15 protein-coding genes are annotated in these 15,355 nt (G+C 61.4%); 12 read left to right on the top strand and 3 right to left on the bottom strand.

The genetic code is table 11. The features are described from left to right. Positions 1–6: 6 nt before the first annotated feature. Positions 7–519, top strand: coding sequence for a 5-(carboxyamino)imidazole ribonucleotide mutase (gene purE / locus MHX63_RS05210; RefSeq protein WP_370644170.1), 513 nt, complete (start codon positions 7–9; stop codon positions 517–519). 34 nt (positions 520–553) lie between these two features. Here purE and MHX63_RS05205 read toward each other — a convergent pair whose 3' ends face one another. After that, complete coding sequence (locus tag MHX63_RS05205) at positions 554–1,006, bottom strand: hypothetical protein (protein WP_239387531.1); 453 nt, start codon at positions 1,004–1,006, stop codon at positions 554–556. Between the two features lie 1,657 nt (positions 1,007–2,663). Here MHX63_RS05205 and MHX63_RS05200 point away from each other — a divergent pair. From MHX63_RS05200 to MHX63_RS05165, 8 genes are all read left to right on the top strand, one after another. After that, positions 2,664–3,446, top strand: a complete 783-nt coding sequence (locus tag MHX63_RS05200) for an SDR family oxidoreductase (protein WP_239387530.1) — start codon at positions 2,664–2,666, stop codon at positions 3,444–3,446. A 15-nt stretch (positions 3,447–3,461) separates the two neighbouring features. After that, the gene (locus tag MHX63_RS05195; RefSeq protein WP_239387529.1) at positions 3,462–4,682 is read left to right on the top strand and encodes a sensor histidine kinase; all 1,221 of its coding nucleotides are present in this window, start codon (positions 3,462–3,464) and stop codon (positions 4,680–4,682) included. After that, positions 4,683–5,366, top strand: a complete 684-nt coding sequence (locus MHX63_RS05190; RefSeq protein WP_239387528.1) for a response regulator transcription factor — start codon at positions 4,683–4,685, stop codon at positions 5,364–5,366. A gap of 169 nt (positions 5,367–5,535) precedes the next feature. Continuing rightward, the gene (locus tag MHX63_RS05185; RefSeq protein WP_239387527.1) at positions 5,536–6,696 is read left to right on the top strand and encodes an HNH endonuclease signature motif containing protein; all 1,161 of its coding nucleotides are present in this window, start codon (positions 5,536–5,538) and stop codon (positions 6,694–6,696) included. A 59-nt stretch (positions 6,697–6,755) separates the two neighbouring features. After that, positions 6,756–7,691 carry an ABC transporter ATP-binding protein gene (locus MHX63_RS05180; protein WP_239387526.1) on the top strand — a complete coding sequence of 312 codons (936 nt, stop codon included), beginning with the start codon at positions 6,756–6,758 and terminating at the stop codon, positions 7,689–7,691. Positions 7,692–7,719: 28 nt separating this feature from the next. Further along, positions 7,720–8,460, top strand: a complete 741-nt coding sequence (locus MHX63_RS05175) for an ABC transporter permease (RefSeq protein WP_239387525.1) — start codon at positions 7,720–7,722, stop codon at positions 8,458–8,460. A 20-nt stretch (positions 8,461–8,480) separates the two neighbouring features. After that, positions 8,481–9,413 carry an ATP-binding cassette domain-containing protein gene (locus tag MHX63_RS05170; RefSeq protein ID WP_239387524.1) on the top strand — a complete coding sequence of 311 codons (933 nt, stop codon included), beginning with the start codon at positions 8,481–8,483 and terminating at the stop codon, positions 9,411–9,413. Further along, on the top strand, positions 9,413–10,147 hold the full coding sequence (locus MHX63_RS05165) for an ABC transporter permease (RefSeq protein WP_239387523.1): 735 nt from the start codon (positions 9,413–9,415) through the stop codon (positions 10,145–10,147). The genes MHX63_RS05170 and MHX63_RS05165 overlap by 1 nt, the downstream gene beginning before the upstream one ends. Here the strand turns inward: MHX63_RS05165 and MHX63_RS05160 are convergent. Continuing rightward, positions 10,140–10,721 carry a TIGR03089 family protein gene (locus MHX63_RS05160; protein ID WP_239387522.1) on the bottom strand — a complete coding sequence of 194 codons (582 nt, stop codon included), beginning with the start codon at positions 10,719–10,721 and terminating at the stop codon, positions 10,140–10,142. The two genes, MHX63_RS05165 and MHX63_RS05160, sit on opposite strands and share 8 nt — an antisense overlap. After that, a complete protein-coding gene (locus tag MHX63_RS05155; RefSeq protein ID WP_239387521.1) occupies positions 10,721–12,388 on the bottom strand; it encodes an LCP family protein in 1,668 nt (555 codons plus the stop codon). The genes MHX63_RS05160 and MHX63_RS05155 overlap by 1 nt, the downstream gene beginning before the upstream one ends. Positions 12,389–12,435: 47 nt before the next feature. Here MHX63_RS05155 and MHX63_RS05150 point away from each other — a divergent pair, with 47 nt between their 5' ends. The 3 genes from MHX63_RS05150 to MHX63_RS05140 all read left to right on the top strand — a co-directional run bounded on the left by MHX63_RS05150 (position 12,436) and on the right by MHX63_RS05140 (position 15,299). Next, entirely contained in the window at positions 12,436–13,260 is an 825-nt protein-coding gene (locus MHX63_RS05150) for a sugar nucleotide-binding protein (protein WP_239387520.1), read from the top strand. Positions 13,261–13,271: 11 nt separating this feature from the next. Further along, positions 13,272–14,141, top strand: coding sequence for a glycosyltransferase family 2 protein (locus MHX63_RS05145; protein ID WP_239387519.1), 870 nt, complete (start codon positions 13,272–13,274; stop codon positions 14,139–14,141). A gap of 75 nt (positions 14,142–14,216) precedes the next feature. Continuing rightward, on the top strand, positions 14,217–15,299 hold the full coding sequence (locus tag MHX63_RS05140; RefSeq protein WP_239387518.1) for an NDP-sugar synthase: 1,083 nt from the start codon (positions 14,217–14,219) through the stop codon (positions 15,297–15,299). Positions 15,300–15,355: the final 56 nt, after the last annotated feature.

Raw genomic sequence — 15,355 nt, 5'->3', positions numbered from 1 at the left:
CAACCGATGACTGAGAATGCACGCACCCCACTGGTGGGCCTGGTGATGGGCTCCGATTCCGACTGGCCCACTGTCGAACCAGCAGCCGAGTTGCTGGCCGAGTTCGGTATTCCCTTTGAGGTTGGCGTGGTCTCCGCGCACCGCACCCCGGAGCGCATGCTTGACTACGCCCGCACCGCCCACACCCGCGGCGTGAAGGTGATCATCGCCTGCGCCGGCGGTGCCGCCCACCTGCCGGGCATGGTCGCCGCGGCCACTCCGCTGCCGGTGATTGGCATTCCGCGTGCCCTGGGCAATCTGGATGGCCTAGATTCCCTGCTCTCTATCGTGCAGATGCCCGGCGGCGTGCCGACTGCCACCGTCTCCATCGACGGCGCGAAGAACGCTGGCCTGCTGGCTGTGCGCACCCTCGCGGTGGCGGATGCGGCGCTGATGGACAAGATGGTCGAATACCAGGAGAACATGCGCGACGCGGTGCTGGAGAAGGATCGTGCTCTGCAGCAGAAGCTGATGGGGTGAAGCGTTCTAACTGGGTAGTGCTCGGCGGGGCTGCCTACTCATCGACTTTGTAGAGAACGGGGAATACTCCTTGAGGCCTGTCGGTAGCAGAAAAACTATCTTGCAAAGTTCTTATAAAACCATCTTCGCAGAGGATTAAACTATCTGGTTTCGTGTCGTCTAGTTTCGCGGCCTGAACTCGGTATTTATCCCCTAAATGCGTCAGGGTTACATCATCTATATGGTCAATGCTGCCAATTTTGTGAAGTCGAGTTCCTTTCTTGACGCTTATCTCTTGAATATTTGTGGAGTAGGATGATTTATCCTTGCTTCCTTGGTAGAGGTTGACAATTCCGGGAAGAAAATCAACTTCATAGTCCCCGTCGGGCGTGGTTATTCTTAGGAAGCTGACGGTAAGAACCTGCCCTGTGTCTGGATTGGATACAACATCTCCATCATTCGGGCGACTTAATGGGTAGCCGGATGGGTCGATGATTAAATAGGCCATAATTTACCTCATCTCGCAATTTGTGTAGCCCAAGAGACCGACTCATCCCCAGTAGGTGTAAACCAAATGGCCTGAATAGTCATAAACCGATACCTACCGTAACTGGATATGTTTCCTGAAGGTGTTATCTGCGTAGTGGTGGAGGTTTTGATGCTTACCTGGCACACCTCTTGGTTATCCTGTGAGCAGAGCACAGGTTCGGCCATCGAGTTTTCTTGAGACAAAGACTGGTCTACTGCAGTTTCAAGACGAGTTATCCAAACCTCATTTGGAGGAAATGGTGAGTCTATAATGAGTGGAACGTCTTCTTGAACGAAGGGTAACGACTCCCAATTTACCTCTTCTGGATCCTTGAGGGTATCTTCATCTCTATTCCAGGTGCTTGTGCTAATCAACGGTGCGAGTGTACCGTTAATTGTGCCGGAAGGGATCGAGGGAAACTCATCCAAGCTGTGAGTTTGGACAAAACCTTCAGCTCTCGGATCAGTAGGTTTGTGAAGTATTTTTTCTGATTCGGCGCATCCTGTCGTATATACAACAGTACAAGCTAGGATAATGGTGAAAATTATCCTCTTAGTCTTCTTGGGTTCTATGCAGATCGGGTGCATCGAATTTCTCTAGGGTTCTGATTATAAAAAGAGCGAACCCAGGATGTTTTTCCTATGAGGGCGTAAAATCTTCCGTTAGCGCGGTATTTGTACATGCTGCCTGGTTTGCACCTACTTTCAATTGTTACCCGCGCTTTAGATTTTCCTGGAAAAGATCGCTGCTTTGAATTTAGGCGCTCCCATCCGTACCACCTGCTCCTACTTAGATCGCCCGAGATATTATGCTTAGAGGGGATGGTTCGACACTTTCCGTCGAGGTGCACATTTACGGTGTAAGTGACACCACGGGTTCCTGATATGTGTGGATAGTCAATGCTGGCCGTGCATACGCTAGTTGCAAAAGTTTGAACTCCCGGAACTATGCGCACGGCTTCAAGTGGGAGTTCTTCAAATGGGCCCATGACGTTAGGGGTATTGGCTGAGGCTGGGATTGCTGATTGTGAGAGCTCTTGCTGTGTGTTAGCTAGAGCGACTGTTTGTGGTAGTGAAAATGCTGCGATCAGTACCGATAGAGTAGACGCTATTTTAAACTGTTTTTTCATGGATGGTACCTACTTGAGTAAAAGTTAAATATGTGCTGGGCGTTGATTTTTGTGGTTCTCGGCAGGGGGGGAGCCACTACAGTTCAGAGGTCGCCTTCTTTATTGTTGATTCTGATCTAAGCACAAGGTTCGTAGAGGATCTCGGTTTCTATCGAGCGTTCGCCAAAAAAACCTAAAAGATACCCCCGTACGGTCTATTGGCGTGATCTTCAAGCGAACAGTCTGAAGCTAAAGTTGACGAAACGTCGGGCACACGCGTTCTGGCTATCCAAAGATAGAAACCTGGGGAGGCGGATGGAGTTGTTGCGTTAAGAGGGGGCTTTTCTCCTGTTAAACTTCAGGTAACGGGGGTGAACCAAAAGCTGAAGGTCATCTTACGGTTTGACCTGCGAGCTGCTCCTTCATTTTCACGGTCGCGAGGTTCTCTTTGCTTGCCAGTGCCCGCCCGGCGGCGTTCTTACGGGAATTCGTAGCTTATGTACTCTGGCTACTGTAGTAGTTAGGGGTATGAAATCAATACTCGTTACCGGCGCAGCCCAAGGCTTCGGCCGCGCAATCGCTGAGTCCTTCGCCGAGGCCGGCTGGACCGTCGGCGCCTACGACCTCGACGGCGACAAGGTCCGTGACTGGGCTCAGCACCCCAACATCATCCCCGGTACCCTCGACGTCACCGACCCCGACCAGTGGTCCGCCACTGTCGCCGACTTCGCCGCCCGCGCCGGGGGAATCAATGCACTCATCAACAACGCGGGCGTTCTCTACGGCGGCGACTTCATCGACCGCGGGAGCTTCCAGCAGGATTCCGCCCTCGTCGACGTCAACGTCAAGGGCGTGATCTACGGCTGCCGGGCGGCCTTCGAACACCTCAAAGCCGCCGGCAACGGCGTGGTCGTCAACGTCTGCAGTGCCTCCTCCATCTACGGCACCCCGGATATGGCCACCTACTCTGCCACCAAGTTCGCCGTCCGTGGCATCTCCGAGGCGCTGGATTTCGAATGGGATAAGCACAACATTCGCGTCCGCACCGTCTTGCCCCTGTACTCGCGGACGGCGCTCATTGCCGATGTGGAGACGGCGGGCATGCGGCGGCTGGGGGCGTCCACAACCCCACAAGATGTGGCTGCAGAGGTAGTAAGGGCCGTGGCCACCCCGCGCCGTAGCCCCACGAAGGTGCATTTTCCGGTCGGTTGGAAGACGAAGCTGTTGGAGGCTACCAGCCACTTCTCGCCGCCGTTCCTCACCCGTTTCGTTAATGGCCTGCTCGTTTACGGCGATAGGGTGCGCCTGTAACTAGACTCTTCATACATGTCTTATGAAGCAGTTCCTCGCCCGGTGTGGTGGCGGGATGCCTCCTGGTGGGTGTTCGTAGCTGTTGTGGTCATGGTGTTCTTTTTTCTCGGTGTCGGAAGCACATTTGGTACCGGCATGAACATCGCCCCCTGGCAGGTTGTTGTTGCCAGCACAGGTCTAGTTTTGGGGTTCATTGGCTTGCTCCTCCAACGCTTTCGACCCGAATGGGGTGTGGCAGTCACCGCAGTTGGCATGTATGCCTATGCGACGTCTGCGCTGTTAGTGTGGCCGCTTGGCTACTTGGTGGTGGCCTATGAGGCTTACTTCATCTCCGCGAAGCTGACGCTGCGCCGCAAGCTGTGGCTGACTTTGCTGTTGCTCGGCTCTGTCTACGCGATGGCGTGGGGGACCATCTACTACTATGCGCGCAAGGGAGAAGATAGTGATTTTGCGTGGGGCGGTGATGACTTTCGGACCGCCGAGTTCTGGCTGTTCTGGGGGCTAATTATCCTGCTCACCGTCGTGACTGTCGCCCTGATGTGGCTGACAGGACGCTATTCGCTGCGCCGCGATCAGGCTGTCGAGGCGCTGGCCGCCCGCGCCGAGCTCGCCACCGTTAGCGAGCGCAACCGCATCGCCCGCGAGCTGCACGACATCGTCGCACATTCCCTCACCGTCGTCATCGCGCAGGCGGACGGCGGGCGCTACGCGGGCCGCAAGGATCCCGACAAGGCCATCGAAGCCCTCGACACTATCGCCGCGCGCGGTCGCTCGGCCCTGACCCAGATGCGGGAGCTGCTCTCTGTTCTTCACGATGACGCCCCCTCGCCGCGTTCTACCACCGTCACCCCGGGGGTGGCTGGCGTGCCCGACCTGGTGGAGGATGCGAAGCGCAACGGGGTGCAGGTGGAGCTGCACGTCACGGGCGAACCGCACCAGTTGGACGAGGTCCGCGACCTCAGCGTGTACCGCATCGTGCAGGAATCCCTGACCAACGTGCTGAAGCACGCGGGTTCTGTGCCCGCGCAAGTGAGGCTGGAGTGGGAGCCCGCCCGGGTGACAATTAGCGTGGATAACGCGCCGGGCGATGACCGGATCGAAGGCTCCGGCCGCGGCCTGACCGGCATTCGCCAGCGTGTGGCTATTCACGGTGGTCAGGCCAAGTGGGGTGCTTCCGCGGTGTACCCCGGAGGGTGGAACGTGACCGCGACGGTACCTTTTGCGAAGGAGGATTAAGTGATTAGCGTTGGATTGGCCGACGATCAGCAGTTGGTGCGCGCCGGCTTTGGATTGGTGTTGGATTCGCAGCACGATATCACCGTCCGTTGGCAGGCCGCCGACGGGCAGGAGGCCTGCGAGCTGGCCGAATCGCAGCCCGTGGACATCATCCTCATGGACGTGCAGATGCCGCGCATGGACGGCATCGAGGCGACCCGCCGGGTGGTTTCCGGTGATTCCGGGGCGCGCGTGGTCGTCCTGACCACCTTCGATAACGACAATTATGTCCTCGGTGCCGTGGAGGCGGGGGCCAGTGGCTTTTTGCTCAAGGACACCGACCCCGAGGATCTCATCTCCGCCGTCCGCACCGTCGGTGATTCGGCGGCCGTGATCAGCCCGAAGGCCACTGCACGGCTGTTGCGCAGCATTCGCATGGAGCAAACCCCGCAGCGTCGCGAGCCCGTGGAGCTGGATCTTCCCGATCCTCTCACCCCGCGCGAGCTGGAGATTCTGAAGCTTATTGCGCTGGGCTTCAGCAACCAGGAGATCGCCGACAAGCTATACATTTCGCTGCCCACTGTAAAGACGCACGTTGGCAGGGTGCTCACGAAAACCCAGTCTCGGGATCGGGTGCATGCGGTGCTTTTTGCCTTTAAGTATCACCTCGTAAGCTCCGAGGATATACTCGAACAGACTTTCTAAAAACTCTACCTTAGCTTTACGGGCATTCTCGATGGTGAGGCTGGTGGCGTCAATAAAAAGAAAAAAGTTTTGGTGGGGGTATTGACTTTGTTTGTTGGTGTGTTCTATTCTTGGGTTAGGAAGTTTGGCGGGGGCGCCACAACCTCGTCGTTGGATTAGGGGAAATTCCATGACTACCTCACCACCATCGTTTCGAATAGCCAGTTCGCAGGATCCGCTGACCGTGGCGGCCCGGCAGCTCAATCAACAACAATTCCAACTGATCATGGCATGCGCCCCGGACGGGGAGGATCTGGTGCCCGATTTTTGCACCCGCCTCGCCGTGCGTCTGGGTGTTTCCGCCGGGGTCGCGGAGGCCTGGGCCGAGGCCGCTTTCGTGTTGCGCGACTTTCCGCGCCTCGTGGGGCTGTTTGACCAGGGGTGTTATACCGCCCGTCACGTTCTGCGGGTGGCGCAGGATCTGCTGCCGGTGTCGCCCGACGATCGGGAGAGGGTTGAGGGCAAGGTTCTTGAGGTATTGACGCCCTCACGTCCCGACCAGCACGTGTTCTCACCGAGGACTATCCACAACCGCATCTCGAAGATTTTGCGGGAGGTCGATCGGAACGTCGTACCTAAGGATGAGGCCACCGCGGCCGAGCCGAGTTTCAACGTGGATTGCCGCGACCCGGAATACACCACCTTCACGCTGCGGGTCCCGCGGATGGAGGGCATCGAGATCGACAAGATCGTGCGAGCTACCGCCAAGAAGTACGACTGCTCACAGCCGGAGGCAATGCTGCGGCTGATCACCGACAAGGCCGAAGTTTCGGTGACTCTGAACCTGTACCACGACCCGGCGAACGACGGTGCCGTGCTGGGGGAGGACCACTGGCTGAACCGCTCCGCTTCCAAGACCTGGCTGCAGCGGGTGACGCACCTGTCCGCGCCGGGCTACGCGGAATGCGAGGGTTACGTGCCGACGGAGGGCATCAAGGCAGCTGTTGCGGGGCGCGACCTGCACTGTCGCTTCCCGGGCTGCGAAGTTCCCGCCTACAAGTGCCAATACGACCACGTAAGGCGATACGGCAGCGGGCCGACGTCCACGGCGAACTTGCACCTACTCTGCTCGAAGCACCACAACCTCAAGACCGCCGGCAGCTGGGACGTCGCCCTGCACCCCGACGGGCACGAGGTGTGGACCTCTCACGGCGACGGGCACAGTGTGATCACCGAGGCGGAGGGGCCACTGGGGCGGGAGACCTTCGCCCAGCGCAACGTCCGCAAAACCAAGGCGCTGGCCGAGTACCACCAGGCGATCGAAGAGCAGGAGGGCGGGCCGTCATACTGAGGTAGGACACGCAAGATCAACCCCTCGTCCGATGTGGGAGCACCACCCCGGGCGGCAGCATGGGAACCATGATCATCGTGGAAAACCTCACCAAGAGGTACGGCAAGAAAACAGTAGTCAACGACCTTTCATTCACCGTCCCGGACGGGCAGGTGACCGGCTTCCTCGGGCCCAACGGCGCGGGCAAGTCCACTACCATGCGCTGCATGCTCGGCCTCGATAAGCCGAGCGCTGGCAAGGTGACCTTCAGCGGCAAGGGATACGCCGGCGATTTCGCAGGCCTGGATAACAAGTCCAGCATCGCCGGAGCAGTCCTGGACGCCGCGTGGTTCACCCCTGCCCGCAGCGGCCGCAACCATCTGCGGGTCATTGCGAAGGGAGCCGGCATCTCCGACAAGCGCGTGGACGAATGCCTCGACATGGTGGGTCTCACCAGCGCTGGCAAGAAGAAAGTTGGCGGATACTCGTTGGGCATGAAGCAGCGTCTCGGCCTGGCCGCCGCCCTCCTCGGCAACCCGCAGCACCTTATCCTCGACGAGCCGGTCAATGGCCTCGACCCCGAGGGCGTGTCCTGGATGCGCCGGATCATCCGCCATCTCGCCGACGACGGGCGCAGCCTGCTGGTCAGCTCCCACCTGCTCAGCGAGATGCAGCAAACCGCCGACCGCCTCGTACTGATCGGCCAGGGCAAGCTCATCGGTGAGCAAACCCTGGAGGAGTTCCTCGCCGGCGGCGCTCACGTGGAGGTCGAGTGCAAGGAAGCGGTCCTCCTGGCAGACAGCCTGCGCAGCCGCGGCTTCCAGGTCGATCTGGACCGGGAGCGGACGCTGCGTGTGGGCGTCAACAACGTTCCAGAACACGAAGTGCGCGCAGTGATCGCGGCAACGGCGCTGGAGGAAAAGTTCGCGGTGACCAAGCTCGCGACCACCGCAGACAACCTGGAACAGCGCTTCCTCGCCGCGACCGCCAGCCAACAGGAATACCGCAGCAACTAGCCCCCACCGCACAGAAAAGAGACAAACCATGCTCAAAGCAATTTCCTCCGAAACTACGAAGCTGCTAAGCCTCCGCAGCACCTGGCTCTACGTGATTCTGTTCACGGGGTCGCTCTACGGCCCGACCACCCTCTACATGCTGTTCAACGACTCCTCGCGATTGGATGGCGGCTGGCCCGACCTGCTTTTCGGCGGGATGATCTTCCTGATGATCGCCATTATCTTCGGTGCCTCGACGACCGGTGGCGACATTAGTAACCGCATGACGGCCCACGCGTTCCTCACTCAGAAACACCGGAGTTCCTGGCTGCTGGCCCGCGCGCTGGTGGCGGCGGTGTTTGTGGAACTGAACTACATCCTCGGCCTGGCGCTCAGCTGGGCAGTCTTCAATGTATTCCCGGCCGGACACTTCACCGGCGAAGACCAGCTGCTGGTGTGGGGATACGCGGTGGGAGCCCCCGCCTTCGCCGTGATGGCCGTCGGAATCGCCGCACTGCTGCGTAATCGAGTGGGTGCCATCGCACTGCCGCTGGTGTGGATGCTGGTGGTCGAGGGGCTGCTGTACGCCGCGGGTGACAAGATCTCCTTCCTGAAGACTCTGTACCACCTCTCCCCGGGCAGCCGCGTCCAAGACATGCAGACCTGGATCTACGCCCAGGACCACACCGACATGGTCAGCCCCGGCTTCGGCTTCGCGGTGATGATCGCCTGGATGGTTGCCCTGCTGGCTCTGGGGCTGTACAGCAACAAAGTCCGAGACGTGAAATAAGTTCTGGTTATACTGGCATCATGATCGCAGTAAAAGAATTAACCAAAAAGTATGGGTCCACGGAGGTTCTCCATGGGCTCACTTTTTCTGTCCCAGACGGGCAGGTCACAGGCTTCTTAGGGCCGAACGGTTCCGGCAAATCCTCAACGATGCGCTGCATCCTGGGGTTGGACACGATAGGCAAGGGCGAGGTCACCTTCGACGGCCAGCCCTTAAGCGCCTACCGTGCCCAACGCCCCCACATCGCCGGCGCGCTACTGGAACCCACCTGGTACATGCCCGGCCACTCCGCCAGGGCGCACATTCGCTCCATCGCGCAGGCGGCCGGGATCTCGCAGTCCCGCGCCGACGAGTGCCTGGAACTGGTGGGGCTGGCCGGGGTGCAGAAGCGCAAGATCAAGAAGTTCTCTCTCGGCATGAAGCAGCGCCTGGGCCTGGCCGTGGCGCTGTTGGGCGACCCGCAGCACCTCATTCTCGATGAGCCCGTCAATGGCCTCGACCCCGAAGGCGTGCACTGGATGCGCGGACTGATCCGCCGCAGTGCCGCCGAGGGCCGCGCCGTGCTGGTCAGCTCCCACCTGCTGCACGAGATGGAACTCACCGCCGACCGCCTTGTCGTCATTGGCAAGGGCTCCCTCATCGGCGAATACACGATGGATGAGTTCCTGCGCACGGGCGCCCAACCCACCATCCGGATGCGCGTGGCCGATCCCGATTCTTTTGTGGACGCCACCTCGCGCGTCGATGGCATCAACCTCACACGGCAAACCGATGGCTCCCTGGAGTTCGCCTCCGAAGCCCCCGACCTGGACAGGCGCCTCGGCGAACTGGCGCGCGACACCGGCGCGGTGGTGCTGGAGATGACCCCGCAACGCGTGGGGCTGGAGCAGAAGTTCCTGGACGCGACCGGGCAGGCAGTGGAGTACAGGACTCAGGACAGGAGGGGCCAGTAATGTTGGGAATCATTCGCAGCGAGTGGACGCGCTCGCGCGTCATGTGGGGCACCTGGATCATGCTGGGTTTCGTCCTGCTGTTCTACATCGGTGCTAATGCACTGACTCTGAACTACTACAAGTCGGAATACGGAGCGAACGAGCCCGAGATCGGCCTGACAGAGCTGGGCGTGGGCCTTATGCCGGCTTACTTGCTGATCTTGTCGCTGTCGGCCGTGCGAGTCAGCGGTACGCGCGGGCACAACCTGCATGCGCAGTCCTTCTTGGTGATCCCCGCCCGCTGGCAGCAGCTGTTCGCGCAGATGTTTGTCAACGCAGCCCTGGCGATGGTGACCATGGCTGTTGCAGTAGGAGTATCGCTGGCGATGGTGGCGACCTTGCCGCAGGAGATCAACACCGACCAGCTGCCGCTGCTGGGCTACACGATCCTATTTGCAGGGCTGATCAGCCTGATGGCCTCGGCGATCGGCGTGTTGATTCCCTCCCCGGCCGGCGCCGTAGCGCTGCCGCTGGTGTGGGCGACTGCGGTGGAGCTGATCTCTCAACAGCTCAGCCAATGGATTGCCGACAACATCGCGCCCTACCTGCCGTTCAACAACATTTGGATGATCCTGGGCGGCAACGTCTCCGTTGGCGGGCACGACACCCCGGTCAGCGTGGCAATTGTCTGCGCTTGGACGGTGGTGTTGGTGGCCTGGGCCTTCTTTGTCCACCAGCGCAAGGACGTTAAATAGTCGCGTTCTCCGCCGCTGCGATCTCGGCAGTGGGCTCGGTGGCCATCACCACCGACCCGCCGTCGCGCAGCGGCTTTAGTGTATCCAGCATCGACTGGGTATCGGTCCACGCGGGAACCAACACCCGCGGACCTTCAGGGGCGGGGGCGGCCGCCGGGCCGGGATAGGCATCCGGCTGCACGCGCAGCTCGGGGGAGAAGTCGTTCAGTCCAAAGGGCAGCTCGCCGCCGGACTCCTCCACACCACGGCCGAAAGGATCGTCGGAGAGCACGAAAACCTCCCCCGAGTGGTCTTCTGCCAGGGTGAGATCATCGGTAAAAAGCACGTCGCAAGAGTCGGCGTCAACAATAGAAACACCAGTCCGCCAGCAACCCAGAACAATCATGAGCGGCTGCCACCCCGGGGCGCAGGCGATCCCTACCGAGGCTGGGGCAAGCGAATCCAGCAGGTGGGCGGCCTTCGACTGCCAGTTGTGCAGGGTCTGGGCGGACAGCTCCATGCGGCCAGCCGGGGTGTAGGTGGTCAGGCGCGGGCTGGCCGGATCTTGGGCAACGAGTGGGGCGATAATATCCATTAGTTCACGCACATCGGACCGTCGCCACCGGCGTCGATCGGATCCTTTCGGTCGATGATGCCCTCGCCGGAGCCCGGCGTGCCGACGGCGGTGGCCTTGTCAGTGTCAGTGCCGGTGGTGCTTTGAGTTGCAGAGGCGTCCTCGTCCGGAATGCCGTCGCCGTCGAGGTCCTTGATGCCCTCGGTGAGCGTGCCGACATTCGGGTCGTCCGGCTTGGTAAGCGGGGCGGACTGCTCCAGAATGCCCGGGCCGGCATAGGTGCCGGACAGGGTGACGGAGAGCTCGTGCTCGTCCAGGGAGGAATCCTCCACCACGTTCAGCCCGCCCAGCTGCTTTGCCAGGGCGCGAGCCGCCGGATCGTCGGGGTTCTTGGCGTTTACCTGCGACTCCGAAATGCCCGTTTCGGCGTGGTTGCCGACCTTACCTGCCTTGTAGCCGTAGTCCTTCGCCAGGTCCGATACCCGGGCGGCGAGACCGGGCGCCTCAGAGGCGTTGAATACGTTGACCTTGTAGTCCTTGGCCTTGTAGTCGGTGATGTCGGCGGGCTTATCGGAGGAAGTGCTCTCCTCGCCCGTCTTGTCGCCCAGCAGATCCTCGAAGAACTCGTGGACCTGGTCGGTGTCTACCGTCACGACGGATTCGCCGTAGTCGCCGGTGCCGTCGATGCTGGTCACGGGAATGGTTTGGAAGCTCACGTCGCCGCCGGCCATGTTCTGCATCTGCGTGGCCAAGCCCATGACGTCCCAGCCGCTGTCCAGCACCACAGAGCGCTGCACCGCGTCGTTGAGCTTGGACATGCTGCCCGGGTCGGTCAGAGTCTTGGAAGAGAGCACCTTGTTGGCCAGGCTGGCCATGTAGGCCTGCTGGCGGGTGATGCGGTCTAGGTCGCCGCGCGGAAGTTCGTGGCGTTGGCGGACGAAGCTCAGTGCGTCCTGGCCGTTGAGGGTCTGGCGGCCCTTCTTGAACTTTGCGCCAGACAGTGGCTCGTCGACCTTGTTCTTCAGGCACACGTCCACGCCACCAACTGCGTCGGTGAGCAGCACGAAGCCCAGCAGGCCAACCTCGGCGTAGTGGTCGACGGTGATGCCGGTGAGATCGGCGACGGAGCTGATGAGCGCCTGGCGGCCCGCTTCCGTGGACTTCTGCTCGATGTCGGACTCGCTGTTGTCGCTATCCTTCTCCAGCTGCTGTGACTTCTCGAACTTAGCTGTGCCGTACACGCCGTTGAGCTTCATGTTGCCATTGTCAGGGGTGCTGACGTACGTGTCGCGAGGCAACGACACTGCGGTCGCCGAGGAACCGTCGTTCGGGATGCGGATGAGGATCATCGTGTCCGTGTTCGTGGCTTCTTCCTCGCCCGCACGGAGCATGTTGATTTCCTTTTGGGACAGCGGTTTGCCCTTCGCATCCGTACGGGAATCCACGCCCACCAGCAGAATGTCAGTTGCTCCGTCCGGCTGGTTGCCGAGGTTCAGGTTGTCCGCCTGGGCCAGCCCACCGTTCAGGTTGCCGACCGCCATGTAGCCGATACCCATCACGACTAGTGCGAGTGTCGAGACAGCAGCCAGCACCCCGCGCGACCAGCCGGGGCCGATCTGCTTGGCTTCTACGCCACCGGGGGCTGCCTGGATACGCCGTGAATGGCGGCTTCTCTCATGCTCTGTCATTGTTCACACTTTAGCGGCAATGATGCCGCTGGTGTAGTACTGATTTTATGAGTGTTTTGGTTTTCGGAGCCTCCGGTCAGGTCGGCCGGGCTCTGCTGCGCCTCCGCCCCGACTTTGTGCCGGTAGGGCGTGCGCACGCGGACCTCGCCGTTGCAGGATCTGTGGATTCTTTCTTATTGACGCCGCCGTCTCCCGTGAAAGCCATCGTCAACCTCGCCGCATTCACAGCCGTTGACGATGCCGAGAAGCCTGAGAACGCGAGCGTGGTGCATCAAGTAAACGCGGTAGCCCCGGGAAGGTTAGCCTCCTGGGCGCAAGTGCACGGGGTGCCGATGTGGCACGTCTCCACCGACTATGTGTTCTCCGGGGACCTGCCGGTGGGCTGCGAAAACCCGGTCGACGGCCAGCCCGGCCCGCTGAACGCGTACGGGCACAGCAAGCTGGAGGGGGAGCGGCGGGTGCTGAACCTCGGCGGACACGTGGTCCGCACGGGCTGGGTCTACGACGCGACTGGACGCAACTTTGCCACCACTATGGCGCGCCTGGCACGGGCGGGCGTGAACCCCGCGGTGGTGGACGACCAATACGGCCGGCCCACCCACACCGACGTGCTGGCGGCGGAGCTGGCGGCGATGGTGGATAGGCGACAGACTCCGGCGATCAGCCACGTGACCGGCTCCGGGCCGCTGACGACCTGGTGTGGCTTCGCTCGGGAGATCTTCGCCACACTGGGCCACGATCCGGCACGGGTGAAGGCTATTCCGAGCAGCGAGTATCCCACTCCCGCGCGCCGGCCCCACAACAGTGCCCTCCAGATTCCAACGACCGGCCTGCCCGCGTGGCGGGATAGTTTGCGGGATGCCCTGGGGTAACCTCAACGGCCATGACAGAGGCACCCATCGCGATTATCACCGTGACCTATTCACCGGGGGAGTACCTAAACAAGTTCCTGGACTCGGTGCCGACTAACGCGCGGGTCGTCATGGTGGACAACGGCTCCACGGACGGCGCTCCTGAGACGGCCGCGGAGGCCGGTCGCGCGGAGCTGATCTACAGCGGGGGCAACGTCGGCTACGGAGCCGGGATGAACCTTGGCGCCCGCCACCTCCGCGCGGCCCGCGAAGCCGGCGAAATCAACCCGGACTACCTGGTGATCTCCAACCCGGATGTCGTGTTTAGCGAAGACACGATCGAGGAACTATTGGAGGCGGCACGGCGTCACCCTCGAGCAGGAGCCCTAGGCCCCCGCATCGTAGAGGCAGACGGCAGCGCCTACCCATCCGCTCGCGTGGTGCCACAACTCGGCTCCGGTATCGGGCATGCGCTGCTGGGTAAGATCTGGCCGACAAACCCCTGGACGAAGCGCTACCTGGACGACGAAGACATGGACAGCGAGCGAACCGCGGGCTGGCTGAGCGGATCCTGCCTGCTGCTGCGCTGGGACGCCTTCGAAGCCCTGGGCGGGTTCGATGAGCGCTACTTCATGTACATGGAAGACGTGGACCTGGGCGACCGGCTGGGGCGTGCAGGATGGTTAAACGTTTTCGTTCCAAGCGCGCAGATCCGTCACGCCAAGGGGCACGTGGCGGGCAAGCACCCGGACGTAGTGCTCAAGGCTCACCACGACAGTGCCTACCGCTTTCAGGCGGACAGGTTGCCAGGGTGGCGCTACCTCCCGGTGCGCATGGTTCTGAAGGCAGGGCTGAAGATCCGCGAGAAGATTGCAATTGCGGCAGCACACGGCGTGGGTTGAACGCCGCGGCAAAAACAGTGACTAGTGTGTGAAAACCAATAGCAAGAAGCAGTAAGGAACAGAAAGGCCATAGAAGTGGTAGATCTCGCAGCCACGACCGACGCAGTGATCCTGGTCGGAGGCAAGGGCACCCGACTGCGCCCCCTGACTAACTCCATCCCGAAGCCGATGCTGCCGGTAGCGGGCGCACCATTCCTGGAGCACCTGCTGGCCCGCATTAAGGCCGCCGGTATGACACACGTGGTGCTCGGCACCTCGTTCAAGGCTGAGGTCTTTGAGGAACATTTCGGCGATGGCAGCCACCTGGGCCTGGAGATCGAGTACGTGGTGGAGGAAGAGCCGCTGGGCACCGGTGGTGGCATCCGCAACGTGCTGGACCACCTGCGCTACGACCGCGCCATGGTTTTCAACGGCGACGTGCTGGGCGGGACGGATCTGAATGCCGTGCTGAAGACCCACGTGGAGCAGGAGGCTGACGTGACGCTGCACCTGCTGCGCGTCTCCGACCCCCGCGCCTTCGGCTGCGTGCCGACGGACGCCGACGGTCGCGTGAGCGCGTTCCTGGAGAAGACGGAGGATCCGCCGACGGACCAGATCAACGCCGGCAGCTACGTGTTCAACCGCTCCGTAATAGAGAAGATCCCCGCCGGTCGCCCGGTCAGCGTGGAACGCGAGATCTTCCCGGCCCTGCTGGAATCCGGCGCCCGGGTGTTCGGCCACGTGGACCAGTCCTATTGGCGCGACATGGGCACGCCGGCGGATTTTGTGCGCGGGTCCTCGGACCTGGTGCGCGGCATCGCCCCCTCGCCGTTGCTTGCCGGACGCCACGGGGAGAGCCTGGTGGACGAGTCCAGCGCCATCGCCGGCGGTGCATTGCTGCTAGGCGGCACCGTGATCGGCCGGGGCGTGGAGATCGGCGGCGGGGCACGCGTGGAGGAATCTGTGGTCTTCGATGGCGTGCAGATCGAGGCGGGCGCGACTGTGGAGCGCTGCGTGATTGCCGCGGGCGTGCGCATCGGCGCGCGGGCTCACCTGGTGGATTGCGTGATCGGTGAGGGGGCCGTTATCGGTGCCCGCTGCGAGCTGCGCGATGGCCTGCGCGTGTGGCCGGGAGTGAGCTTGCCGGACGGTGGTGTGCGCTTCTCGTCCGATATCTAGTGCGGGCTCTTGAGCGTTTTTGCCGTCCGAGGAAAAATTTAGACAAATTTCACTAC

Source organism: Corynebacterium sp. ACRQK (assembly GCF_022345965.1).
Classification (GTDB): Bacteria; Actinomycetota; Actinomycetes; order Mycobacteriales; family Mycobacteriaceae; genus Corynebacterium.
The sequence above is the reverse complement of the archived record's forward strand: the minus strand, read 5'-3'. Positions and strand labels throughout refer to the sequence as shown.